This is a genomic window from Variovorax sp. CCNWLW186, from assembly GCF_037203865.1.
GTDB lineage: Bacteria > Pseudomonadota > Gammaproteobacteria > Burkholderiales > Burkholderiaceae_C > Variovorax.
Genome location: NZ_JBBCBO010000001.1, coordinates 84,116 through 106,392, shown reverse-complemented (window position 1 = coordinate 106,392; position 22,277 = coordinate 84,116). Strand labels below are relative to the sequence as shown.

Sequence of the window (22,277 nt, the reverse complement as noted above, 5' to 3'; positions counted from 1 at the left end):
TTGACGGAGACTTCCATGAAAAAACTGTTCGCCCTTGCGGCGCTGGCCCTTGCCATGGGTGCGCATGCGCAAGACTTTCCCGCCGGAAAGCCGGTGACCATCGTCGTGCCCTTTGCAGCCGGCGGCCCCACCGACCGCGTGGCGCGCGACTTGGCCGAGGCGCTGCGCAAGCCCCTGGGCGGTGCGAGCGTGATCATCGACAACGTGCCCGGTGCCGGCAGCTCCATCGGCGCGGCCAAGGTGGCACGCGCCAAGCCCGACGGCTACACCCTGCTGCTGAACCACATCGCAATGGCCACCGTGCCGACGCTGGTGCGCAACCTGCCGTTCAAGGTCGAGAGCGATTTCGAGTACCTGGGCATCGTCAACGACGTGCCGATGACGCTCATCTCAAAACCCGCCATCGAAGCCGCCAACTACAAGGAACTGACCGCCTGGATTGCGGCCAACAAAGGCAAGATCAACATCGGCAACGCGGGCGTGGGCTCGGCCTCGCACCTGTGCGGCCTGCTCTACCAGAGCGCCACCAAGACCGACATGACGCCCGTGCCCTACAAGGGCACCGCACCGGCCATTACCGACCTGATCGGCGGGCAGATCGATCTGTTGTGCGACCAGACCACCAACACTTCGCCTCAGATCGAGGCCAGGAAGGTCAAGGCCTACGCGGTCACCACGCCCAAGCGGCTGACAACGCCGCTGCTGAAAGACCTGCCCACGCTCGACGAATCGGGCCTGAAGAACTTCCAGGTCACCATCTGGCACGGCCTGTATGCCCCCAAGGGCACGCCGGCACCGGTGCTGAAGAAGCTCAACGAGGCCATGAAGGCCGCATTGCGCGACGCGGACTTCATCAAGCGCGAAGAAGCGCTTGGCGCCGTGGTGGCCACCGACGGGCGCATCGAACCCGAAGGCCACAGGAAGTTCGTGGCGGACGAAATCGCCAAGTGGACGCCCATCATCAAGGCGGCGGGCGTGTACGCGGACTAGGCCCGCGCCTCCAGCGACGATTCGCGCATGTCGAAACAACGACTGCTTCGTTTGCCCTTGCAGCCGGCGATGACTACGATGTTTCCACCACTACAAGGAGCAGAGACATGTCGAATCACGTTTACAAGTCGCTGGAGCTCACCGGCTCGTCCCCTGTCAGCATCGAGGAAGCGGTGCAGACCGCCATCACCAAGGCGCACCAGACGGTGCGCAACATCCAGTGGTTTACCGTGACCGAGACGCGCGGCCACGTGGTGGACGGCAAGATCGCGCACTGGCAGGTCACGCTGAAGATCGGCTTCACGCTGGAGTAGCGAGGCGGTTCATGCAACCAAGAGTCACCGTCATCACCCTGGGCGTCGAAGACCTGGAAAAAGCCGTGGCGTTCTATCGCGACGGGCTGGGGTTTTCCACGGACGGCATCATCGGCAAGGAGTTTGAGAACGGCGCCGTCGCGTTCTTCGAACTGCAGCACGGGCTCAGGCTCGCGCTGTGGCCGCGCTCGAGCATTGCGGCCGATACCGGCCTGCCGCTGCGGACGGGCGGGCCGCTTGAATTCACCCTTGGGCACAACGTCTTGTCCAAGGCCGAAGTCGATGCAGTGATGCAGCAGGCCGCAAAGGCCGGCGCCACCGTGGTGAAGGCCGCGGCCGACACTTTCTATGGCGGCTACGCGGGCTATTTCACCGACCCCGACGGCCACCTGTGGGAGGCCGTCTACAACCCCCAGCTGCTGCCCGAAGCGGGAACAGACTAGGCCCCGGGCGCTTGCGCCTTCAGTCGCCGGGGATGTGCGGCGGATGCAGTTCCACCGCCTTGTCCGACTTCTTGCGCAGCCTGATGTTGAGCATTTCCACGACCAGCGAGAAGGCCATTGCGAAGTACACGTAGCCCTTGGGCACGTGGTGCCCGAAACCTTCCGCGACAAGCACCACGCCCACCACCACCAGGAAGGACAGCGCCAGCATCTTGATGGTGGGGTGGTTCGATACGAAGCGGCCGATGGGGCTGGCGAACAGCATCATGAGCAGCACAGACACGATCACCGCGGCGATCATCACCCGCACATCGTCCACCATGCCCACCGCGGTGATGATGGAGTCGAGCGAGAACACCAGGTCGATGATCATGATCTGCAGGATGACCGCCGCGAAGGTGGCCTTCACCGCGCTGGACTTCTGCTCGTGCCCGCCCTCGAGCGACTGGTGAACCTCGCTCGTGCTTTTCCAGATCAGGAACAGCCCGCCCAGGATCAGGATCAGGTCGCGCCCCGAAATGCCCTTGCCCAGCACCGAGAAAAGCGGATTGACCAGGCCCACGATCCAGGCAAGCACCAGCAGCAGCCCGATGCGCATGAACATGGCCATGAACAGCCCCACCCGCCGTGCGAACTCGCGTCTTTCGGGCGGCAGTTTGTCGACCAGGATGGAGATGAAGATGATGTTGTCGATGCCCAGCACGAGCTCGAGCGCAGTCAAGGTGGCAAAGGCAATCCAGACCTGGGGATCCGTCAGGAGTTCAAGCATCGGGGTTCTTTCGCCGCGGCAGCGCCGCCAAGAAGGTTGGGAATGTCCTGAAGTCTGCCATGCCCGATTTCCCCGCAAGGGTTTGCCCTATTTTTTAGTTATCAAACAAAACTATATTGATTACGTGAAATAACTTTATTGATGAGCCGGGCCGCCCCGGCGAAAGGAGACAGCGATGGTTCAATCCGTGTTCTCTTCGTACCGCCCGGCATGGGCGGCTCTTGCCGCGGCGTCCCTGCTGGCGGCCTGCGGCGGAGGTGGTGGCGGAGGCGGCGGGGGTGGCTTTCCGTTCGTTCCGCCGGCGCCCTCTCCCGGCGGCTCTGCACCTTCGGAAGCGCGCCCGGGCACGCTTCAGTCGTGCACCGATCTCGCCGGCAAGGCGGCGTTCGGCAGCACCGTGTACACCAGCGTGACTTCAGTGGCCGCGGGCGCGCTCACCGTGGCCGGCGCGAGCACGCCCGCGCCGGAGCACTGCCTCGTGCAGGGCCAGATGAACCAGCGCACCAGCAGCGTCGACGGCAAGACTTACGCCATCGGCTTCGAGATGCGCCTGCCCGTCAACTGGAACGGCCGCTTCTTCTACCAGGCCAACGGCGGGCTCGACGGCAACGTGGCGCGGGCCACGGGCAGCGTGGGCGGCGGTGCGCCCACCACCACGGCGCTGCACATGGGGTTTGCGGTCATCAGTTCCGACGCGGGGCACTCGGGCGCGCAGATACCGACCTTCGGCATCGACCCGCAGGCGCGGCTGGACTACGGCTACAACGCCGTTGCGCAGCTCACGCCCATGGCCAAGAACCTCATCGCCAAGGCCTACGGCCGCGAAGCCGACCGCTCCTACTTCGGAGGCTGCTCGAATGGCGGCCGCCACGCGATGGTGGCCGCGGCAAGGTTTGCCGGCCAGTACGACGGCATCCTGGCCGGCAACCCCGGCTTCAACCTGCCGAAGGCCGCAGTGGCCCAGCTTTACGGGGTACAGCAATACGCCCGGGTCACCACCGCCAACACACCGGCCGGCAAGCCCGACCTCCAGACCGCCTTCACGCCCGCGGAAATGAGCACCGTGGCCGACGCGGTGCTTGCGCGCTGCGATGCGCTGGACGGCGCCGCCGACGGCATCGTTGCGGATGTGCAGGCGTGCAAGCAGGCCTTCAACCTCGCCAACGACGTGCCCTCGTGCAGCGGCGCGCGCACCGGCAGCTGCCTCACGGCTACGCAGAAGGACGTGCTCGGCAACATCTTTGCCGGCGCCCGAAACAGCGCGGGCACCGCGCTCTACAGCAGCTTTCCGTTCGACGCCGGCATCAAGGGGGCCGACTGGCGCCAGTGGGAGTTCTCCAACTCGCAGAACCTCGACACCGCCGCGCTCGGCTTCGTCTTCAGCACGCCGCCGCTGGCGCCGAGCCGCCCCTTCGGGATCGATTTCGCGCTCGGGTTCAGCATGGACGCCGACGCGCCGACCATCTTCGCGAGCAATGCGGTCTACACCGAATCGGCAATGTCGTTCATGACGCCGCCCGACCCCGCCAACCTGTCGGCGCTGCGCGATCGCGGCAGCAAGCTCATGGTCTACCACGGCACCAGCGACGCGGTGTTCTCGTCGGACGACACCACCCGCTGGTACGAGCAGCTGCGCACGGCCAATGGCGGCGATGCGTCGGGCTTTGCGCGCTTCTTTCCCGTGCCCGGCATGAACCATTGCGGCGGCGGCCCGGCCACCGACCAGTTCGACATGCTGACGCCGCTGGTGGCGTGGGTCGAACAGGGCAAGGCACCGGCCACCGTGATCGCCAGGGCTCGCGGAGCGGGCGCCAATGTGGTCAACGCCGAGCTGCCCGCCAACTGGTCGCCCACCCGCACGCGGCCACTGTGCCCTTACCCGAAGACCGCGGTCTACCTGGGCGGTCCCCTCGAATCGGCTTCGAGCTTCGCCTGCCAGTAGGCAGCAACGCTACAGTGCCGCCGGCCTGATCCTGCTCGCCATGCCGGCGGTACCGAAGGCCTGGAACCGGTCGATGCACAGGTCGCGCGCGGCCGCGGTCGCTTCTTTCAGGAACTTGCGCGGATCGAATTCGCTGCGGTCGCTGCCCATGGCCCGGCGCATGGCGCCCGTCATGGCCAGGCGGATGTCGGTGTCGATGTTGACCTTGCGCACGCCGTGGCGAATGCCTTCCTGTATTTCTTCCACCGGCACGCCGTAGGTTTCCTTGATCTCGCCGCCGTATTCGCGGATCACGGCCAGCCATTCCTGCGGCACCGAAGAAGAGCCGTGCATCACCAGGTGCGTCTTCGGAATGCGCGCGTGAATGTCCTTGATGCGGTCGATTGCAAGAATGTCGCCGGTAGGCTTGCGGCTGAACTTGTAGGCGCCGTGCGAGGTGCCGATGGCAATGGCCAATGCATCCACGCCGGTGCGCGACACGAAGTCGGCCGCCTGCTGCGGGTCGGTCAGCAGCTGGTCGTGCGAGAGCACGCCCTCGGCGCCGCTGCCGTCTTCCTCGCCCGCCATGCCCGACTCCAGCGACCCCAGGCAGCCCAGCTCGCCCTCCACCGAAACGCCGACCGCATGCGCCATTTCAACGACGCGGCGAGTCACGCCCACGTTGTAGTCGTAGCTTGCCGGGGTCTTGGCGTCTTCCATCAGCGAGCCGTCCATCATCACGCTGGTAAAGCCCGAACGAATGGCCTGCATGCACATCGAAGGGCTGGCGCCATGGTCCTGGTGCATCACGATGGGGATCTCCGGGTACATCTCCACCGCCGCCTCGACCATCTTGCGCAGGAAAGGCTCGCCGGCGTATTTGCGCGCACCGGCCGAGGCCTGCAGGATGACCGGGCTGTCGGTCTTTTTTGCGGCCTGCATGATGGCCTGGATCTGCTCCAGGTTGTTGACGTTGAACGCCGGCACGCCGTACTGGTGCTCGGCCGCGTGGTCGAGCAACTGACGCAGCGAAATCATGGCCATGGAAAGCTCCTGTGGATGTGGGGAATCAAATGGATGAGGTCAGCGGCCGCCGTCCTGCAGGGCCTCAGCGGCCAGCAGGCGGCGCGCACGCTCGGCCACCACCTCCGCGGTCAGGCCGAACAGCTTGAACAGTTCGCCGGCCGGAGCCGATTCGCCGAAGCGGTCGAGCCCGACCACGTCGCCGTATTCGCCGACGAACTTCCACCACAGGCCGGTGCTGCCGGCCTCCACCGCCAAGCGCGGCAGGTGGCGCGGAATGACCGCATGGCGCCACGCGGCGTCCTGGCGCTCGAACACGTCCATGCACGGCACCGAGACCACGCGGGCCTCGATGCCCTCCTTTGCCAGCAACGCCGCGGCGGCCAGCGCAACGCCGACCTCGGAGCCGCTTGCCAGTAAGGCCACGCATTCCGATTGCGGGCGCCGCAGCACGTAGGCGCCGCGCGCAATCGATTCGATGCGCGCGCCATCTTCACCCGCATGCGGCAGCGCCTGGCGCGTGAGCAGCAGGCAGCTCGGCCCGTCCATGCGGCGCAGCGCCTCACGCCAGGCCACCGCGGTTTCGGTGGCGTCGGCAGGCCGCCAGACATCGACATCGGGAATCAGCCGCAGGCTCGATGCATGCTCCACCGGCTGGTGGGTCGGGCCGTCTTCGCCGAGGCCGATGGAGTCGTGCGTGAAAACATAGATGACCGGCAGCTTCATCAGCGCCGACATGCGCACGCCGTTGCGCGCGTAGTCGGAAAAAGTCAGAAACGTGCCGCCGAACGGACGAAAGCCGCCGTGCAGCGCCAGCCCGTTCATGATGGCCGCCATGCCGAACTCGCGCACGCCGTAGTGCACATGGTTGCCTGTGCCCGTGCCCTTGAGCGCGCGGTGGCCCTTCCAGTCGGTAAGGTTCGATCCGGTCAGGTCGGCCGAGCCGCCGATCAGCTCGGGCATGGTGGGGCCGACCTCGTCGAGCACCTGCTGCGAGGCCTTGCGCGTGGCCACCGATGCCTTGCGCTGTTCCGCGCCCGCGGCGGCCGAAGCCAACGCGTCTTCGACCTGCGCGGTGAGCGGCGCATCGGTGCGATGGCGCCGCAGCAGCTCGCGCGCAAGCACCGGGTGCTCGTGCGCATAGGCCGCAAAGCGCTCTTGCCACGCCTGGTGCAATGCGGCGCCCTTCTCGCGTGCCGACCAGGCCTGGGCAACCGCAGGCGGTACCTCGAAGGGCGCGGCGCTCCAGCCGAGCGCTTCCCGCGTCAGCGCTATTTCTGCATCGCCCAATGCTTCGCCATGCGCCTTGGCCGTGCCGGCGCGGTTCGGCGAGCCCTGGCCGATGCGCGTCTTGCAGCACACCAGCACCGGCCGGTCCGCCTCAACGGCCTTGGCAATGGCCGCATCGAGCGCCGCGGCGTCATGGCCGTCGACATTGCGCAGCACGGTCCAGCCATAGGCTTCGAAGCGGCCCGGCGTGTCGTCGCTGAACCAGCCGCCCACCTCGCCGTCGATCGAGATGCCGTTGTCGTCGTAAAAAACCACCAGCTTGCTGAGCCGCCATGTGCCAGCGAGCGAGCACGCCTCGTGGCTGATGCCCTCCATCAGGCAGCCGTCGCCCAGAAACACGTATGTGCGGTGGTCGATCACCTCATGCCCGGGCCGGTTGAATTCTTCAGCCAGCAGCTTCTCGGCCAGCGCCATGCCCACCGCATTGCTGATGCCCTGCCCCAGCGGCCCCGTCGTGGTTTCCACGCCGGGCGTCACGCCAAACTCCGGGTGCCCCGGCGTGCGCGAATGCAGCTGCCGAAAGCGCCGGAGCTCCTCCATCGGCAGCGCATAGCCGCTCAGGTGCAGCAGCGCATAGAGCAGCACCGAGCCGTGGCCGTTGGAAACGACGAATCGGTCGCGGTTCATCCAGCGCGGGTCGGCCGGGTCGTGCCGCAGCCGGTGGCGCCACAGGGCCTCCGCGATGTCGGCCATGCCCATCGGCATGCCGGGGTGGCCCGAATTGGCGGCTTGCACGGCGTCCATGGCCAGCGCGCGAATCGCGTTGGCGCACTGCGTGCGCAAGGCAAGGTTTTCAATCGTCATGCCGAAGATCCTGTTGATGGTGTTGTGCGGTGTGCAGGCAGTGCGCGGCGCGTCAGATCGCATAGGCCTTCTTGCGGCGTTCCATCAGGCGCAGGATCATCGGCGTGAAGATCAATTGCATGGCCAGCTCCATCTTTCCGCCCGGCACCACCAGCGTGTTGGCGCGCGACATGAACGAGTCGTGCAGCATGCTCAGCAGGTATGGAAAGTCGAAGCCGATCGGGTTGGCGAAGCGGATCACCACCAGGCTCTCGTCCGGGCTCGGAATGGTGCGTGCTATGAACGGGTCCGATGTGTCGACCACCGGCACGCGCTGAAAGTTGATGTGCGTGCGCGTGAACTGCGGGCAGATGTAGTGCACGTACTCGTTCATGCGCCTGAGGATCACGTCGGTCACGGCTTCGGTCGAATAGCCGCGCGTGTTCTTGTCGCGGTGCAGCTTCTGGATCCACTCCAGGTTGATCACCGGCACCACGCCGATCAGCAGGTCCACATGGCGCGCAATGTCGACCTTCTCCGTCGTCACGCCGCCGTGCAGGCCCTCGTAGAACAGCAGCTCGCTGGCGGGCAGCGTCTCCCATTCGGTGAAGGTGCCGGGCTCCTGCTTGTAGGGCGCGGCTTCCTGCGCGTCGTGCAGGTACTTGCGGCTGCGGCCGGCGCCGCATTCGCCGTAGTCGCGGAACAGCGCCTCGAGTTCCGCGAACAGGTTCGCGTCCTCGCCGAAGTGGCTGAAGTTCCGGTTGCCGGCGGCTTCGGCCTCGGCCATCGCCACCTTCATGGAGTTGCGGTCGTAGCGGTGAAAGCTGTCGCCCTCCACGATCGCCGCCTTGACGCTCTCGCGGCGGAAGATGTTCTCGAAGGTCCGCGTGACGGACGTGGTGCCCGCGCCGGACGAGCCGGTAATGGCAACGATGGGATGTTTGGCTGACATGGTGGCCTTGGAGAGATAAAAAAGCTGTGGTGCAACCGCTTTGCAATCGATTCGCAACCGCTCAGGCCGCGGTCGCAAAGAGTCCGCGCTTGCCGAAGAGCGGCGCCTGGTAGGTGTCCTGCGGGTCTTCGCTGTGGTAGGCCTCCACGCGCGCCACTTCTTCCGACGAGCCGAAGACGAAACCGATGCGCTGGTGAATCGACTCCGGCTCCACCGCCATCAGCCGCCGCCGTCCGGTGCTGGCCATGCCGCCGGCCTGCTCGATCAAGAACGAAATCGGGTTGGCCTCGTACAGCAGCCGCAGGCGCCCGTCGCGGCCCGATTCCTTGCTGTCGCGCGGGTACATGAAAACGCCGCCGCGCATCAGGATGCGATGCGTCTCGGCCACCAGCGAGGCGATCCATCGCATGTTGAAGTCGATGCCGCGCGGCCCCTCCTTGCCGGCCAGGCACTCGTCGACATAGCGCTTCACGGCCGGCTCCCAGAAGCGGCTGTTCGACGCGTTGATCGCGAACTCGCTGGTCTGCCGCGGAATGCTCAGGTTCGGGTGGCTCAGCACCCATTCGCCGAGTTGCGGATCGAGCGTGAACGCATGCGTGCCGTTGCCCAGCGTGAGCACCAGCATGGTCGAAGGGCCGTAGATCGCATAACCGGCGCCCACCTGTTCCGTGCCCGGCTGCAAAAAGTCTTCGGGCTTCGCATCGGCGTCGAGCGTCGGCGCGCGCAGTATCGAGAAGATGCTGCCCACCGCCACGTTCACATCGATGTTCGAAGACCCATCCAGCGGATCGAACAGCAGCAGGTACTTGCCGCGCGGGTACTGCTGCGGCGGAAGGTAAGGCTCTTCCATTTCTTCGGACACCATGCCCGCCACGTGGCCGCCCCACTCGTTGGCGCGCAGGAACATGTCGTTGCTCAGCACGTCGAGCGTCTTCTGCTCTTCGCCCTGCACGTTCTGCGTGCTGGCGCTGCCCAATACGTCGCCCAGCGCGCCGAGCGCCACCTTGCGCGAGATCGCCTTGCAGGCAAGCGAGACGTCGGTGATGAGCGCGTTGAGCGCGCCCGTGGCACCGGGGTGGCGGCGGCGCTCCTCGATGATGTACTGGGTCAGCGTGGCCTTGCCTGCAATGGGCATGATCGTCTCCTGTTGGATTTTCAAACTCTGGTCGTTGCCGTCGTCGTCGCTTCTTCATCGCGGCGCACGGGGTGCGACTCGCGCACCGTCAGCAGCAGCTGCTGCGGCGTGGCAACGCGCCAGGCCGGCGCCGCGCCGGCCGCCGCCGCATGGCCGCCATAGCCCCATGCCACCAGCGCCGCCGGACAGCCGGCCGCATGCGCCGCCAGTAGGTCGGCCGGACCGTCGCCCACCATCAGCAGCCGCGCGGGTTCCACACCCAGCTGGCGCGCTGCGGCCTGCAACAGGAAAGGAGCGGGCTTGCGCTGCGCCGCGGCGTCTGCGCCGTAGACCCCCGCCATCGCCGGCAGCAGACCCGCTGCATCCAGCACGGCGCGTGCCAGCGGCGTCGGCTTGTTGGTCACCACCACCATCGGCAGCGTGCGGCGCAGCCCGGCGACCAGTTCCGCAATGCCTTCGAACACGCCGCCGAACTGCAATGGCGCCGCCAGCGTGACGGCATCGAACGCGCGGCGCAGCCGCAGGCGCAGTGCCTCGTCGCCCGGCACGCCTTGCCGGCGCAGGGCCTGCACGATGAGCGCGTCGGGGCCGTCGCCGATCCACGCGCGCACGGTGTCCAGGTCGAAGCGGGCCAGTCCTTCCTGTTGAAGCGCGGCATTCAGCGCCTCGCGAATGTCGGGCGCACTGTCGACCAGGGTGCCGTCCAGGTCGAAGGCGATGGCGTCGATGCCGCGCAGGTCTTTCGTCATGCGGGACACCCTTCCACGGCATGCCGTCCCTGCAGTGCCTGGGCGCGGATTGCGTCGATGGCTTCGCGGTAGCGGCCGCCGCTGAAAACCGCGGAGCCAGCCACCAGCGTGTCGGCGCCCGCCGCGCCAATGCGCGCCGCGTTGCCGGGCTTCACGCCGCCGTCCACCTCGAGCCAGATGTCGCGCCCGCTCGCATCGATGCGGCGGCGCACCGCTTCGATCTTCGGCAGCACGCTCTCGATGAAGCTCTGCCCGCCGAAGCCGGGGTTGACCGACATCAGAAGCACCAGGTCGAGCTGGTCCAGCACATGGTCGAGCACCTGCAGCGGCGTGGCGGGGTTGAGCACCAGCCCCGCCTTGCATCCGCTGGCCGTGATGAGCCGGATCGTGCGGTCGATGTGCTCGCTGGCCTCGGGGTGAAACGAGATGATCGAGGCGCCCGCCTCCGCGAACATCGGGATCAGCGCATCGACCGGCTTGACCATCAGGTGCACGTCGATCGGCACCGTCGCGTAGGGCTTGATGGCCTCGCACACCAGCGGACCGATTGTCAGATTCGGTACATAGTGGTTGTCCATGACATCGAAATGGATCAGATCGGCGCCGGCCTCGATCACCGCCGACACCTCGTCGCCAAGCCGCGCGAAGTTGGCGGACAGCAGGCTGGGCGCGATGCGCATCGGCTGGCCGGACCGGGGCGGAGCGGTTTTCGGGTTCTGCATGTCAACACCCCTCCCGGTAGAGCGCCTGCACCGCATTGAGCTGCGGCGCCGTGGAGGCCATTGCCAGCAGTTCGTCGATTCCCAGCCATGGCGCACGCTGGAGCTGGCCGCCAGGTTCGCCGGGCAGCGGATCGGTGGTGTCTCCCAGCCCGGGCAGCACCAGCCCCGCGCCGCGAAAGTCGCTGCCTTCGGTCCAGAAGGTGGGCGTGACCAGCGTCCAGAGGCCGGCCCCAAGGGCGGAGCGCAAGCCGTTGGGCGAGTCTTCGATGGCGATGGCGCGCTCGGGCGGCACGCCCAGCGTTTCGAGCGCCAGCAGGTAGATGTCGGAAGCCGGCTTCTTTGCGCGCACCTGGTCGCCGCAGGCAATCACGTCGAACATCGTGAGGCCGCGCGGGCCCAGCGTGGCCTGCAGCAGCGCGTCGATGTTGATGGCAGTGGTTGTGCTGGCAATGGCCAGCCGCAAGCCGGCGTTCTGGGCCTCTTCAAGAAAGCGCAGCACGCCGGGGCGCAGTGCAATGCCGCCGCGGCGCGCAATGTCGGTGTAGTGCTGCGTCTTGGCGGCATGGATCTCGGGCACGCGTTCGTGCAGGCGCTTTTTCTCGGCTGTGCCCAGGGGCAGCGAGTCGATATAGGCCTTCATGCGCTCCTTGCCGCCCGTCACCGCCAGCAGCGAGCGGTACTCCGCCTGCTCCCAATGCCAGCCGATCCCCAGCTGGTCGAACGCGAGATTGAAGGCCATGCGGTGCACTTCCTCGGTGTCGGCCAGGGTGCCGTCCACGTCGAATACAAGGGCTTCGATGCTCATTTGCTTGCTCCTTCTGCCGGCGTTGAACTGGCCGGCGGGTTGAAGACGCGGCTCGCCAGGATGTCCTGCGCCTCGAGCGTGCAAAGCTGTTCGCGCGTCAGGGCCTGCTCGCTGCCGAAGAGGCGCGTGGCATGGCGCAGCCGGATGCGGTCGAGCGCATTGCGGATCGAACGCGCATTGGCAAAGTGCGGCTGGCTGCGCCTGAGGCTCACATAGCGCCCAAAGGTGGAGGCCGCGCCGTCATCAAAGCCGTAGTTCAGCCGCTCCAGCATGAGCTGCGCAATCTGCATGAGCTCGGCTTCGCTGTAGTCCGGAAAATCGATGTGGTGCGCAATGCGCGAAGCCATGCCCGGGTTGCTGCTGAAGAAGGTCTCCATGCGGTCCTTGTAGCCCGCAAGAATCACCACCAGGTCGTCGCGCTGGTTCTCCATCACCTGCAGCAGAATCTCGATCGACTCCTGCCCGTAGTCGCGCTCGTTCTCGGGGCGGTACAGGTAGTAGGCTTCGTCGATGAACAGCACGCCGCCCATGGCCTTCTTGATCACTTCCTTGGTCTTGGGCGCCGTGTGGCCGATGAACTGGCCCACCAGGTCGTCGCGCGTCACCGCCACCAGGTGGCCCTTGCGCACGTAGCCCAGCTGCTTGAGCACCTCGGCCATGCGCATGGCCACCGTGGTCTTGCCGGTGCCCGGGTTGCCGGTGAAGGACATGTGCAGCGAAGGCGGCTGCGACTGCAGCCCCTGCTCCTGGCGCAGCTTGTCGATCAATAGCAGCGCAGCAATGTCGCGGATTCGGCCCTTCACCGGCGCCAGGCCGATCAGCTCGGCATCGAGCTGGTCGAGCAGCGCCTTCACGCCCGAAGACTCGAAGAGCTGCTTCGGCGCGGTGGCAACGGCCGGGGCGGTGGGAGTTTCGGTGGCGTCCATGCGTGGCTCCGGCAATGCGTGTGCGTTGCGTGTTCCGCTCAGTACCGGCTGCCTTCGGGCCGCGCCTGCGCCGCATAGCTTTCGATGCTGTAGCGGATGGTGCGGCCCGGCTCTTCGGTGCGAATGAGGCGAAAGCCCGGCTCGTTCGAAGGCCGGTTGACGATGAACGACATCACGACCGACTCGGTGCCGTGCGTCGAATCGAACGCCGTCACGCGGATGTACTGCTGCGGAAAAGTCTTGCGGCAGGCCGCAAGCTCGAGCATGACGCCGGCGGCATCCTTGATGTCGAACATCGGGTTGCCGAACATCTCCCAGAAGGTGTTGCGCGGGTGCGGGTCGTCGGTGTATTCGAGCCCGATGGCCCAGCCCTTGTCGAGGCAATACTCGACCTGGCGGCTGATCTGCTCGTTGCTCAGGTCAGGCAAAAAGGAAAAAGTGCCTTGTGTGATTCGCATGTCGGTTGCTCCAGGAAAAAGGTGAACGGGCGGCCTCAGGCCATCGACGGCGTGGGCACGTAGTCCGACGTGTCGGTGGAGGCGTAGTTGAAGGAGATCTCGCCCCAGGTGTCGAGCGCGGCCGCCAGCGGGGTGCACCACTTGGCCGCGTCGCGCAATATTTGCGGGCCCTCGTTGGCAATGTCGCGCCCTTCGTTGCGGGCCAGCACCATGGCTTCGAGCGCCACCCGGTTGGCCGTGGCCCCGGCCTGGATGCCCTGCGGATGCCCGATGGTTCCACCGCCGAACTGCAGCACCACGTCGTCGCCGAACAGATCGAGCAGCTGGTGCATCTGGCCCGCGTGAATGCCGCCCGAAGCCACCGGCATCACCTTGCGCAGCGCGCCCCAGTCCTGGTCGAAGTAGATGCCGCGCGGCAGGTCGACCTTGGTGTGCGTGTCGCGGCACACGTTGTAGTAGCCCTGCACCGTCATCGGGTCGCCCTCGAGCTTGCCCACGGCCGTGCCCGCGTGGATGTGGTCCACGCCTGCCAGCCGCATCCACTTGGCGATGACGCGAAAGCTCACGCCGTGGTTCTTCTGGCGCGTGTAGGTGCCGTGGCCCGCGCGGTGCAGGTGCAGGATCATGTCGTTCTGCCTGCACCAGTGGCTCATCGACTGGATGGCCGTGTAGCCGACGACGAGGTCGATCATCACGATCACCGAGCCCAGCTCCTTCGCGAACTGCGCGCGGCGGTACATCTCTTCCATGGTGCCGGCCGTGACGTTCAGGTAGCTGCCCTTGACCTCGCCGGTGGCGGCGCTGGCCTTGTTGACCGCGTCCATCACGAACAGGAAGCGATCGCGCCAGTGCATGAACGGCTGCGAGTTGATGTTCTCGTCGTCCTTCATGAAGTCGAGCCCGCCACGCAAGCCTTCGTACACCACGCGGCCATAGTTGCGACCCGAGAGGCCGAGCTTGGGCTTGGTGGTGGCGCCCAGCAGGGGCCGGCCGAACTTGTCGAGCCGTTCGCGCTCCACCACGATGCCCGTCGGCGGGCCGGCAAAGGTCTTGACGTAGGCCACCGGAAACTTCATGTCCTCCAGCCGCGCCGCCTTCAGCGGCTTGAAGCTGAAGACGTTGCCGATGATGGAGGCGGTCACGTTGGTGATGGAGCCCTCTTCGAACAGCGAGAGGTCATAAGCCACGTAGCAGAAATACTGGCCCGGGTTGTTGGGCACTGGCTCCACCTTGTAGGCCTTGGCGCGGTACATGTCGCAGGCGGTGAGGCGGTCGGTCCACACCACCGTCCAGGTGGCGGTAGACGATTCGCCGGCCACGGCCGCGGCGGCTTCGATGGCGTCCACGCCGTCTTGCGGGGTGATGCGAAAGAGCGCCAGGATGTCGGTGTCCTTGGGCACGTAGTCGCCGTCCCAGTAGCCCATTTGCGCGTACTTCAGCACACCGGCCGAATAGCGCTTCTTGGCGTCGGTGATCTGGATTGCTTCGTTCATGTTGCCCATGGAGTGCCTCTCGAAAAGAAGTGTTTGGTGCTGTCGGTGAAGTGAATGTAGGCCGCATGAAAGATTAAGAAAAATTAAATCTTTTGACATTCACATTTGCCAAACCTAATATCACCGCATGCCTCTTTCCAAGCACGCGAGTTTTCGCCAGCTCGCCACCTTTCACGCCGTGGCGCGGCTCGGCAGCGTGTCGCTTGCGGCGGATGAAATGCACCTGACGCAACCGGCGGTGTCGATCCAGATCGGCACGCTCGAGGAATCGGCCGGCACGCCGCTCTTGCAGCGCACGGGCCGCGGCATCCGGCTGACCGAAGCGGGCGAATTGCTGGCGGGTTATGCGGGCCGCATCCTCGACCTGTGGCGCGAGGCGGGCGACGAAATGGCCATGCTGCAGGGCGTGTTCTCGGGCACGCTGCGCGTGGGCGCCATCACCACGGCCGAATACCTGCTGCCGCCCATATTGGTGAACTTCGCCAAGGAGCATCCGAAGGTGAAGGTGAAGCTGCAGGTGGGCAACCGCGACGAGATCGTGCGCATGCTCGCGGGGCAGGAGATCGACATCGCCATCATGGGCCGACCCCCTGCCGAGCTGAAGACAAACTCCAGCGCCTTCGCCAAGCACCCGATGGCCTTTCTCGCGGCGCCGAGCCATCCGCTGATGTCCGCGCCCAAGCCCACGCTTGCCATGCTCTCGGACACGCGCACGCTGGTGCGTGAGCGCGGCTCGGGCACCCGCACCACGGTCGAACGCTTCTTCAAGGACCAGGGGCTGCCGCTGCGCATCGGCTCCGAACTGTCGAGCAACGAGGCTATCAAGCAGATGTGCGCCGCGGGCTTCGGCATTGCCTTTCTGTCGATGCACACCTGCGTGCTCGAGATGAACGCAGGGCTGCTGGGCGTGCTGCCCGTGCCCGGCAACCCCGTGGTGCGCGACTGGTACGTGATGCACCTTGCGTCGCGGCAACTGCCGCAGGTGGCGCTGGCTTTCGAGGAATACCTGCGCATGCATGGCCAAGCGCAGATCCAGCAGCAGCTGGGTTCGCTGCCCGCGGCGCGCGCCCCGGCAAAGAAGCGCAGCGCACGGCGCGCCGCCTGAGCCTTTGGTGTCGCGGGCTCAGACGCCGAGCTGCACCCGCATGCCGACCCACACCGCCCGCGGCGCGCCCGGCGCCACGAACTGCGAGTTGCGCCACGCATCCGGAGACGCCACCACGCCGCTTGCGTCAAAGCCGTTGTGGCCCAGCTGCCCCGCGGTGCCATAGCGGCGGTTGAACACGTTGGCCACCTTGGCAAAAAGCTCCACGTTGCGCCCGAGCTTCCAGCGCGTGGTGAGGTCGAGCAGCGCATAGCCACCGATGCGGCCGCTGCCGCTGAAATCCGCCCCGTCGGGCATGTGCAGGCCGTTCTCGTTGCCGCGCACGGTCTGCCGGGAATACACGCGGTACTGAGCGCCCAGGCTCCAGCTGGGCGTGATCCGCCAGTCGACGTTGAGCTTGAGCGAGTGCGCCGGCAGGCCCGGCAAGCGGTCACCGGGGCGCACCGCGATCTCGCCTTCGCCGGTGCAAGCGGGGTTGGTCTCTGCGCTGCTGTTCGATTCGGACACCAGGCACGCCGGCGAGTCGTACCTTGCACGCAGGTAGCTGTAAGACAGCGACCAATCGACGCGATCGCTCTGCTGCGAAAGGCCGAGCTCCACGCCCTGGCGCAGGGTGCGCCCGAAGTTGCTGAAGTAGCCGCGCGAGAGCCCGCTGCTGACGAACAGCAGGTCGTCCTTGTTGACGGTGCGGAACACCGATGCGTTCCACCGCAGCCCATGGTCGAGCGTGCCGCGCAACCCGGTTTCGAAGGTCTGCGAAACCACCTGCTTGAGCGGCGGATCGGACTGCAGCGCATTGGGCAGCACGCAGGCGTTGGCCGGGTCGGAGCAGCCCAGCTCGATGGGGCTTGGCGCACGGCTGCCCTGGCTCCATCCGGCATAGGCCGTGAGCCGCGGCGTGGCCTGCCACGTGAGGCCGACGGCGGGGTTGAACTTCTTGTAGCGGCCTTCGCCGTCGAGCTGGGTCGAGAGCCCGAGCAAGGCGCGCCCGTCGTCGCGGGTGGACACACGTGTGTCGTTGTAGCGGCCCGAAAGGCTGAGCTGCAGGTTCGGCCGCAGCGTGATCAGGTCTGAAAGATAAATGCTCGTGGTGCGGCTCTTGCCCGCGAGCAGCGCGTCGGCCTCGGCTTCTTCCTGCGGCACCACGGCGCGCGTGCCGTCAAGAAAGCCTTCCGCTTCGGTCTGCAGGAAGTGCGTGCGCGCGCGGTCCACCGAGGCGCCGAAGGTCAGCTGGTGAATGCCGGCCGTGTAGGTCGACTGCAGCGCCACGCCCTCGCCGCGCTGCCGCGTGTAGGTGCGGTTCTCCACGCCCGATTCTTCGACCTCGGGCGGTTCGAAATCGTCGTTGAGGTCGCCGTTGAGCGTGCTGTAGCGCGAGCGCCGCGTGTAGGCCGTCATGGAAATCGTCTGCACATCGCTCAGCCGGTAGCTGGCATTGAGCGTCAGCATCGACATGCGGTTGTCGGTGCGGTCTGGCCGCGTGTACACCTGCCTGCGGTTCTGCGCCAGCATCGACTCGGGCAGCAGGCCGTTGCCGATCATGCGGTTGTCGCCGTGGGTAAAGCTCAGGTCCCACGAGAGCTTTCCGCTGTCTTGTCCCACCTTGGCAAACAGCTGGCGCACGCGCGAGGGCGAGTAGTTGCGCCAGCCGTCTTCGTTGAGCCCGCCAAGCGCGAGAAACAGGTGCCCGCTTTCGCCCAGCTTGCGGCCGTGCGTGAGCTCGGTGCTCACGCGGCCGAAGGAGCCGGCCTGCAGCTCCAGCTCGGTGCCGGGGTGCGTGTCTCCCCGCTTGGTCTGCAGCGACAGCGCACCGCCGAGCGTGTTCAGCCCGAACAGCGGGTTGGAGCCCGGCAAGAGCGTGATGCTCGAGATGGCCGCCCTCGGAATCAAGTCCCAGTTCACCACGTCGCCGAAGGGCTCGTTCACGCGCACGCCGTCCTGGTACACCGAGAGGCCCTGCGGCGTGCCCAGCACCGGGCTCGCGGTAAAGCCGCGGTAGTTCACATCCACCTGGTACGGGTTGCCCTGGATCTCGTTCACGTTCACGCTCGGCAGCTGCGTGGACATGAAGTCGGGCAGATTCAGGCTCTGCGCGCGGCGCAGGCTCCGGTCATCGGCCGTCTGCACGTTCGACGGGATCTGGTCCTTGGGCACCTCGATGCCCGGCACGGGCGTGGTGCTGACCACTTCGACGGCCGGCAGGCTGCCCGGCTGCGCCGCGGCCTCTTGCGCCTGGCCCGGCATCGGGCAGGCTGCGGCGGCCACGGCAAGGCCGATCAGCCGGCGGGTGTTCTTTCTTGGCTGCTTGCTCGGTCGGCTCACAAATGCTCCTCCTCTTCAAGTGCCGGTGCGCGTAAGCCCCAGCTTTTCCACCATGGCGCGCTCCTGCGCAAAGATTTCCCGGCAAGACTGCGCGTACGCTTCCGGCCCCAGGTAGTCGACTTCCTGGTCGTACTTGGCCAGTTCGTCCTTGAAGCGCTGGTCGAACATGGCCTTCCTGAAGGCGTCGTGCAGCACCTTCACCACGGCCGGCGGCATGCCGCGCGGCCCGGCCAGGCCATAGGGCGACTTGGCCACGATGTCGAAGCCGAGTTCGCGCAGCACGGGCACCTGCGGCCAGCGCTTCGACCGCTCGCCTGAAAAAATCGCCAGCAGCCGCAGCGTGCCCGCATCCACCGCCGGCCCAAAGCCCGTGGAGTTGACGCCCGCCATCACCTGCCCGCCCGCAATCGCGTTCAGCTGCTCGGCCGTGCCCTTGTACGGCACGTGGATGTAGCGCAGGCCGCGCGCCGTGAACAGCTCTTCCAGCACCATGTGCGGCGTGGTGCCGATGCCGTTGGTGGCAATGGTCAGTTCGCCGGGGCGCGCACGCGCGAATGCGAACAGGTCTTCGAGCGAACGCACCGGGCTGCCCGCCGCCACCAGCATGCCGAAGGTGACGCTGGACACCTGGATGACCGGCGTCACGTCGCGGATCGGGTCCCACAGCACCTTTTGCGTGTGCGGTGCGCGGAACACCGGCTGCGGCATCTGCGCGATGGTGTAGCCGTCGGGCCGCGCCTGCTGCAGCACCGGCATGGCCAGCGTGCCACCTGCGCCGCCGCGGTTCTCGGTCAGCACCGTCTGGCCCAGCGGCACGGAGGCCAGTTCGGCAAGAAGGCGCAGCGAGATGTCGGTGGCTCCACCGGCGGGCCACGGCACCCACAGCGTGATGGGGCGCGAGGGAAAGGGCTCGGTCGAAGCGCCGGCGCGCGCCAGGGGCAGCGCGCCCAGCGCCAACACGGCTGCATCGCGCAGCCAGCGGCGCCGGGTGGAGCCGCCCTGCCCGATCATGGCCCGCCTCCTCCGCGCTTGGTCAGGCCGCCGAAGCCGCGCTGCGGGTCGTAGCCCCAGCAGGCAAACCCGAAGAAGACGACGAGGCAGCCCAGCACCACGTAGGGTGCGAGGCCCGGGTCCTTGCCATAGAGTGCGAAGCGGATCCACTCCACGGCATAAGTGAACGGGTTGAAGCGCGCCAGCTGGTACACCCATTCGGCGCCGGACTCCTGCAGCTTCCACAGCGGATAGAGCGCGGTCGACAGGAAGTACATCGGAAAGATGATGAAGTTCATCGTGCCCGCGAAGTTCTCCAACTGCTTGATGTGCACCGACAGCAGCAGGCCGAGCGCGCCCAGCATGAGCGCCCCGGCCGCCAGCGCCACCAGCGCATGCAGCCCGGCAAGCGACAGCAGCGGCAGCTCGGTGCCGATGAGCGCCGCCACGATCACGAACACCAGCGCCTGCAGCACCGACAGCAGCGCGGTGGCGCACAGCTTGGAAAACAGCAGCCATGGCCGCGGCAGCGGCGCCGTCAGCAGCAGGCGCATCAGCCCCATCTCGCGGTCGTACACCATGGCCAATGACGACTGCATGCCGTTGAACAGCAGCACCATGCCGACCAGCCCCGGCACGATGTAGACGTCGTACGGAATGTAGGTGTCGTAGGGCTCGACGATCGCCACGCCGAACACGTTGCGAAAACCCGCCGCAAAAACCGCCAGCCACAGCAGCGGCCGCACCAGCGCCGACACCAGCCGCCCGGTCTGCTGCGAGAACTTGTAGAGCTCGCGCAGCACGATGGCGCGCATCGCCTGCAGCGCGTGGCCAAGGCCCCGCCGGGCGGCGGGCTCGGCTTGTTCGCCCGCGGGCGTTTCGGTTTTCAGCGCGCGTTCGGACATAGCTTCTCCGGCGCATCGGCCCCCAGCGTGTCGAGCACATTGCGGGCATGCAGCACACCTTCGGCCGGCGCCTGCGCAATCACGCCCTGGCCGTCGGTCAGCAGCATGGGCTGGCGCAGCTGGCCGTCCCAGGCGCGGAAGCTCAGGCCGGTGCCCTTGGAGCCGTCGAGCGCGCTCTTGCCGATGGCCTGGGCCCAGGCCGCGTTCGGGCCCTTGGGCGCCGCAATGGCGACGGCCGTCAGGGTCTTGCCCGCCATCCAGGCGGACCAGTCGTGCGCCGTCATCGGCCGCTTGGCGGCCTTGGCAAAGCGCCGCGAGACCTGCGGCGCGCCGTAGCGCTCGAACTGCGCATGCCAGGCCAGCGCCACCAGCCCGCCGTCGCCCACGACCGGGCGCGGCAGCACGGTGCGGTAAGGCAGCGTGCGGGCAAACTCGCCGTCGCTGTCGACCACCCACACGGCGTCGTAGCTGTTGCCCGCCGTGAGCAGCAGCGGATTGGCCAGGTCGCGCTCACGCGGGTCGGCCGAGAGCTTGAACGGCTTGGTGGCCACCACCTGCAGGCCGTAGCGCTTGATCGACGCCTGCGCGGTGGCGGTGCGCAACGCATCTTGCGGGCTGCCGCCCACCAGCAGAAGCAGCTTGCTCCATTTGCGCGACACCAGCGTCTGCGCCAGCGCATCGCTGCGCATGCGCTCGCTGGGCATCAGGTGGAACAGGCGAGCGCGGCAATCCTGCTGGCGCAGGCGGTCGGATGCGTCGCCCAGGTTCAGCACCGGCAGCTTCACGGCATCGGCCACGGCCAGCGTCCAGTCGGCGGGCAGGTCGGTCAGCAGCACCGCAGCGCCGGCTTTCTCCGCCGCCACCGCCGCGGCGCGTGCCGCCGCTATGGAAGCGGCCGGCGCGGTGGAAAGCGCCACCTCGGTTCCCGCCGCCTCGAGCTCGAACTTCGCTTCCTCCAGGGCCACTTCGAGCCCATCGGAAAGCGGCCCGCCCGGATGGCCGAGGTAGGCCCGCTCGAGCCGCGAGCGTTCCATGCGAGGGTCGTCGTCGGGCGTGATCAGCGTGGCCTTGAGCACGGCCGCGCCCACCGCCACCGGCGCCACGAACGACGCGAGCGCCGCAGCCGTCAACCAGGCGCCCGCTGATCTTTGTGCCGGTGCGCGCATCCTCATTCGACGATCACGAGCCCATAGGGCACGCGCCCTACCGGAACGCTCTTGATGGCCTTGGCGCCGGCCACGTCGACCACGGTCACGTCGTCGCTCAGGCCGTTGACCACGTAGAGCCGCGCCTGCGCCTTGTCGAGCGTGACGTTCCAGGCCCGCTTGCCCACCAGCACCAGCGAGCCCACCTTGCGGCTCGGCACATCGACGAAGGCCACGTGGTTGGCGCGGCCAAGGCCCACGAAGGCCCGCTTGCCGTCGCTCGTCATCTGGATGCCCACAGGCGTGATGTCTTCGGCGCGCGCGCCCTTCACTTCGAACTTCAGCGTGTCGATCACTTCGTTCGTGGCGGTCGAGACGATGCTGACGCTGGCGCCCAGCTCGTTGGTGATCCACAGCTCTTTGCCGTCAGGCGTGATCGCCATGCGCCGCGGGCGCTTGCCGGCCTTGATGTTCTTCACCACCTTGCCGGTGGCGGTGTCGATCACGTGCACGAGGCTGGCCACCTCGGAGGTCACGTACAGGGTCTTGCCATCGGCGCTCACCTTCACGCCTTCCGGCTCCGCACCCACCTTCACCGAGCGCAGCTTCTTGCCGCTGGCCGTGTCGATGAAGCTGGCTTCGCCCGCGTCTTCGTTCGAAACGTAGATGACCTTGCCGTCCGGCGAGAGATCGAAGGCCTCGGGCTCGTCGCCCAGCGCGATGCGCCGTACCGACTTGCCGCTGGCGGGGTCGATCAGGTCGGCCTGGTTGGAGTCGGTGCAGGCCACCATGATCTGCCGCTCGGGCGTCAGCTGGATGTGGCGGGCCCGCTTGCAGGTGGCAATGGTGCCCTTCACGGTCAGCGTTGCCAGGTCGATCATGGTCAACGCGTTGTCCTTCTCGCTCGAAACGTAGGCCGTTCCCTGCGCCAGCGCGGCGCCGCTCGCGGCCAGTGCGAGCGCGCCAGCGGCCGTGCGAAGCAGCGCGCCAGGGCCCTGAAGGAAAGAAAGTTGCGGCATGCGATGTCTCCATTTTTT

21 protein-coding genes are annotated in these 22,277 nt (G+C 66.9%); 5 read left to right on the top strand and 16 right to left on the bottom strand.

The features are described 5' to 3' along the window. Positions 1–15: 15 nt before the first annotated feature. From V9K97_RS00535 to V9K97_RS00525, 3 genes are all read left to right on the top strand, one after another. The gene (locus V9K97_RS00535; RefSeq protein ID WP_337315806.1) at positions 16–990 is read left to right on the top strand and encodes a tripartite tricarboxylate transporter substrate-binding protein; all 975 of its coding nucleotides are present in this window, start codon (positions 16–18) and stop codon (positions 988–990) included. A gap of 107 nt (positions 991–1,097) precedes the next feature. After that, positions 1,098–1,304 carry a dodecin gene (locus tag V9K97_RS00530; protein ID WP_258505777.1) on the top strand — a complete coding sequence of 69 codons (207 nt, stop codon included), beginning with the start codon at positions 1,098–1,100 and terminating at the stop codon, positions 1,302–1,304. Between the two features lie 11 nt (positions 1,305–1,315). Next, entirely contained in the window at positions 1,316–1,747 is a 432-nt protein-coding gene (locus V9K97_RS00525; RefSeq protein WP_337315805.1) for a VOC family protein, read from the top strand. Between the two features lie 19 nt (positions 1,748–1,766). On the opposite strand, the gene V9K97_RS00520 is transcribed toward V9K97_RS00525, so the two are convergent. Next, positions 1,767–2,516, bottom strand: coding sequence for a TerC family protein (locus tag V9K97_RS00520; RefSeq protein WP_337315804.1), 750 nt, complete (start codon positions 2,514–2,516; stop codon positions 1,767–1,769). Positions 2,517–2,691: 175 nt separating this feature from the next. On the opposite strand from V9K97_RS00520, the gene V9K97_RS00515 reads away from it, so the two are divergent. Further along, the gene (locus V9K97_RS00515) at positions 2,692–4,458 is read left to right on the top strand and encodes a tannase/feruloyl esterase family alpha/beta hydrolase (protein WP_337315803.1); all 1,767 of its coding nucleotides are present in this window, start codon (positions 2,692–2,694) and stop codon (positions 4,456–4,458) included. Positions 4,459–4,467: 9 nt separating this feature from the next. Here the strand turns inward: V9K97_RS00515 and fba are convergent, their stop codons facing one another. The 10 genes from fba to V9K97_RS00465 form a co-directional block, all read right to left on the bottom strand. Beyond that, positions 4,468–5,481, bottom strand: coding sequence for a class II fructose-bisphosphate aldolase (fba, locus tag V9K97_RS00510; RefSeq protein WP_258505772.1), 1,014 nt, complete (start codon positions 5,479–5,481; stop codon positions 4,468–4,470). 39 nt (positions 5,482–5,520) lie between these two features. Then, the gene (gene tkt / locus V9K97_RS00505; protein ID WP_337315802.1) at positions 5,521–7,554 is read right to left on the bottom strand and encodes a transketolase; all 2,034 of its coding nucleotides are present in this window, start codon (positions 7,552–7,554) and stop codon (positions 5,521–5,523) included. A gap of 52 nt (positions 7,555–7,606) precedes the next feature. Next, positions 7,607–8,485: a phosphoribulokinase gene (locus tag V9K97_RS00500; RefSeq protein ID WP_281150462.1), complete on the bottom strand. Its 879-nt coding sequence runs from the start codon at positions 8,483–8,485 to the stop codon at positions 7,607–7,609. Positions 8,486–8,546: 61 nt separating this feature from the next. After that, on the bottom strand, positions 8,547–9,620 hold the full coding sequence (locus tag V9K97_RS00495) for a class 1 fructose-bisphosphatase (protein ID WP_157613465.1): 1,074 nt from the start codon (positions 9,618–9,620) through the stop codon (positions 8,547–8,549). 20 nt (positions 9,621–9,640) lie between these two features. Continuing rightward, on the bottom strand, positions 9,641–10,369 hold the full coding sequence (locus V9K97_RS00490) for an HAD-IA family hydrolase (protein WP_337315801.1): 729 nt from the start codon (positions 10,367–10,369) through the stop codon (positions 9,641–9,643). Then, positions 10,366–11,091, bottom strand: coding sequence for a ribulose-phosphate 3-epimerase (gene rpe / locus V9K97_RS00485; RefSeq protein WP_337315800.1), 726 nt, complete (start codon positions 11,089–11,091; stop codon positions 10,366–10,368). The genes V9K97_RS00490 and rpe overlap by 4 nt, the downstream gene beginning before the upstream one ends. A 1-nt stretch (position 11,092) precedes the next feature. Then, on the bottom strand, positions 11,093–11,896 hold the full coding sequence (locus tag V9K97_RS00480; RefSeq protein ID WP_337315799.1) for an HAD-IA family hydrolase: 804 nt from the start codon (positions 11,894–11,896) through the stop codon (positions 11,093–11,095). Further along, the gene (gene cbbX / locus V9K97_RS00475) at positions 11,893–12,822 is read right to left on the bottom strand and encodes a CbbX protein (protein ID WP_337315798.1); all 930 of its coding nucleotides are present in this window, start codon (positions 12,820–12,822) and stop codon (positions 11,893–11,895) included. Before cbbX ends, V9K97_RS00480 begins: the two co-directional genes overlap by 4 nt. Positions 12,823–12,860: 38 nt before the next feature. Further along, complete coding sequence (locus V9K97_RS00470) at positions 12,861–13,280, bottom strand: ribulose bisphosphate carboxylase small subunit (protein ID WP_157613461.1); 420 nt, start codon at positions 13,278–13,280, stop codon at positions 12,861–12,863. A gap of 35 nt (positions 13,281–13,315) precedes the next feature. After that, positions 13,316–14,773 carry a form I ribulose bisphosphate carboxylase large subunit gene (locus V9K97_RS00465; RefSeq protein WP_337316023.1) on the bottom strand — a complete coding sequence of 486 codons (1,458 nt, stop codon included), beginning with the start codon at positions 14,771–14,773 and terminating at the stop codon, positions 13,316–13,318. Positions 14,774–14,900: 127 nt separating this feature from the next. Between V9K97_RS00465 and V9K97_RS00460 the strand changes: the two genes are divergently transcribed. Then, a complete protein-coding gene (locus V9K97_RS00460) occupies positions 14,901–15,878 on the top strand; it encodes a LysR family transcriptional regulator (protein ID WP_337315797.1) in 978 nt (325 codons plus the stop codon). Positions 15,879–15,896: 18 nt separating this feature from the next. On the opposite strand, the gene V9K97_RS00455 is transcribed toward V9K97_RS00460, so the two are convergent. Genes V9K97_RS00455 through V9K97_RS00435 form a run of 5 tightly spaced genes read right to left on the bottom strand, consistent with a single transcriptional unit; the run spans position 15,897 to position 22,259 of the window. Beyond that, complete coding sequence (locus tag V9K97_RS00455) at positions 15,897–18,200, bottom strand: TonB-dependent receptor (RefSeq protein WP_337315796.1); 2,304 nt, start codon at positions 18,198–18,200, stop codon at positions 15,897–15,899. A 15-nt stretch (positions 18,201–18,215) separates the two neighbouring features. Further along, positions 18,216–19,211, bottom strand: coding sequence for a Bug family tripartite tricarboxylate transporter substrate binding protein (locus V9K97_RS00450; RefSeq protein WP_337315795.1), 996 nt, complete (start codon positions 19,209–19,211; stop codon positions 18,216–18,218). Then, positions 19,208–20,095, bottom strand: coding sequence for an ABC transporter permease (locus V9K97_RS00445; RefSeq protein WP_337315794.1), 888 nt, complete (start codon positions 20,093–20,095; stop codon positions 19,208–19,210). Before V9K97_RS00445 ends, V9K97_RS00450 begins: the two co-directional genes overlap by 4 nt. Beyond that, on the bottom strand, positions 20,077–21,267 hold the full coding sequence (locus tag V9K97_RS00440; RefSeq protein ID WP_337315793.1) for a branched-chain amino acid ABC transporter substrate-binding protein: 1,191 nt from the start codon (positions 21,265–21,267) through the stop codon (positions 20,077–20,079). The genes V9K97_RS00445 and V9K97_RS00440 overlap by 19 nt, the downstream gene beginning before the upstream one ends. Beyond that, positions 21,264–22,259: a PQQ-dependent catabolism-associated beta-propeller protein gene (locus tag V9K97_RS00435; protein ID WP_337315792.1), complete on the bottom strand. Its 996-nt coding sequence runs from the start codon at positions 22,257–22,259 to the stop codon at positions 21,264–21,266. Before V9K97_RS00435 ends, V9K97_RS00440 begins: the two co-directional genes overlap by 4 nt. Between the last annotated feature and the right edge of the window lie 18 nt (positions 22,260–22,277).

Excerpts from the sequence above, each read along its gene's own strand:
- V9K97_RS00435 (WP_337315792.1), bottom strand. The coding sequence starts at position 22,259 with ATGCCGCAACTTTCTTTCCTTCAGGGCCCTGGCGCGCTGCTTCGCACG.
- V9K97_RS00520 (WP_337315804.1), bottom strand. The coding sequence starts at position 2,516 with ATGCTTGAACTCCTGACGGATCCCCAGGTCTGGATTGCCTTTGCCACC.
- V9K97_RS00480 (WP_337315799.1), bottom strand. The coding sequence starts at position 11,896 with ATGAGCATCGAAGCCCTTGTATTCGACGTGGACGGCACCCTGGCCGAC.
- V9K97_RS00470 (WP_157613461.1), bottom strand. The coding sequence starts at position 13,280 with ATGCGAATCACACAAGGCACTTTTTCCTTTTTGCCTGACCTGAGCAAC.
- V9K97_RS00515 (WP_337315803.1), top strand. The coding sequence starts at position 2,692 with ATGGTTCAATCCGTGTTCTCTTCGTACCGCCCGGCATGGGCGGCTCTT.
- V9K97_RS00500 (WP_281150462.1), bottom strand. The coding sequence starts at position 8,485 with ATGTCAGCCAAACATCCCATCGTTGCCATTACCGGCTCGTCCGGCGCG.
- V9K97_RS00530 (WP_258505777.1), top strand. The coding sequence starts at position 1,098 with ATGTCGAATCACGTTTACAAGTCGCTGGAGCTCACCGGCTCGTCCCCT.
- fba (WP_258505772.1), bottom strand. The coding sequence starts at position 5,481 with ATGGCCATGATTTCGCTGCGTCAGTTGCTCGACCACGCGGCCGAGCAC.
- V9K97_RS00525 (WP_337315805.1), top strand. The coding sequence starts at position 1,316 with ATGCAACCAAGAGTCACCGTCATCACCCTGGGCGTCGAAGACCTGGAA.
- V9K97_RS00445 (WP_337315794.1), bottom strand. The coding sequence starts at position 20,095 with ATGTCCGAACGCGCGCTGAAAACCGAAACGCCCGCGGGCGAACAAGCC.
- V9K97_RS00465 (WP_337316023.1), bottom strand. The coding sequence starts at position 14,773 with ATGAACGAAGCAATCCAGATCACCGACGCCAAGAAGCGCTATTCGGCC.
- V9K97_RS00460 (WP_337315797.1), top strand. The coding sequence starts at position 14,901 with ATGCCTCTTTCCAAGCACGCGAGTTTTCGCCAGCTCGCCACCTTTCAC.
- V9K97_RS00440 (WP_337315793.1), bottom strand. The coding sequence starts at position 21,267 with ATGAGGATGCGCGCACCGGCACAAAGATCAGCGGGCGCCTGGTTGACG.
- tkt (WP_337315802.1), bottom strand. The coding sequence starts at position 7,554 with ATGACGATTGAAAACCTTGCCTTGCGCACGCAGTGCGCCAACGCGATT.
- V9K97_RS00535 (WP_337315806.1), top strand. The coding sequence starts at position 16 with ATGAAAAAACTGTTCGCCCTTGCGGCGCTGGCCCTTGCCATGGGTGCG.
- V9K97_RS00450 (WP_337315795.1), bottom strand. The coding sequence starts at position 19,211 with ATGATCGGGCAGGGCGGCTCCACCCGGCGCCGCTGGCTGCGCGATGCA.
- rpe (WP_337315800.1), bottom strand. The coding sequence starts at position 11,091 with ATGCAGAACCCGAAAACCGCTCCGCCCCGGTCCGGCCAGCCGATGCGC.
- V9K97_RS00490 (WP_337315801.1), bottom strand. The coding sequence starts at position 10,369 with ATGACGAAAGACCTGCGCGGCATCGACGCCATCGCCTTCGACCTGGAC.
- V9K97_RS00495 (WP_157613465.1), bottom strand. The coding sequence starts at position 9,620 with ATGCCCATTGCAGGCAAGGCCACGCTGACCCAGTACATCATCGAGGAG.
- cbbX (WP_337315798.1), bottom strand. The coding sequence starts at position 12,822 with ATGGACGCCACCGAAACTCCCACCGCCCCGGCCGTTGCCACCGCGCCG.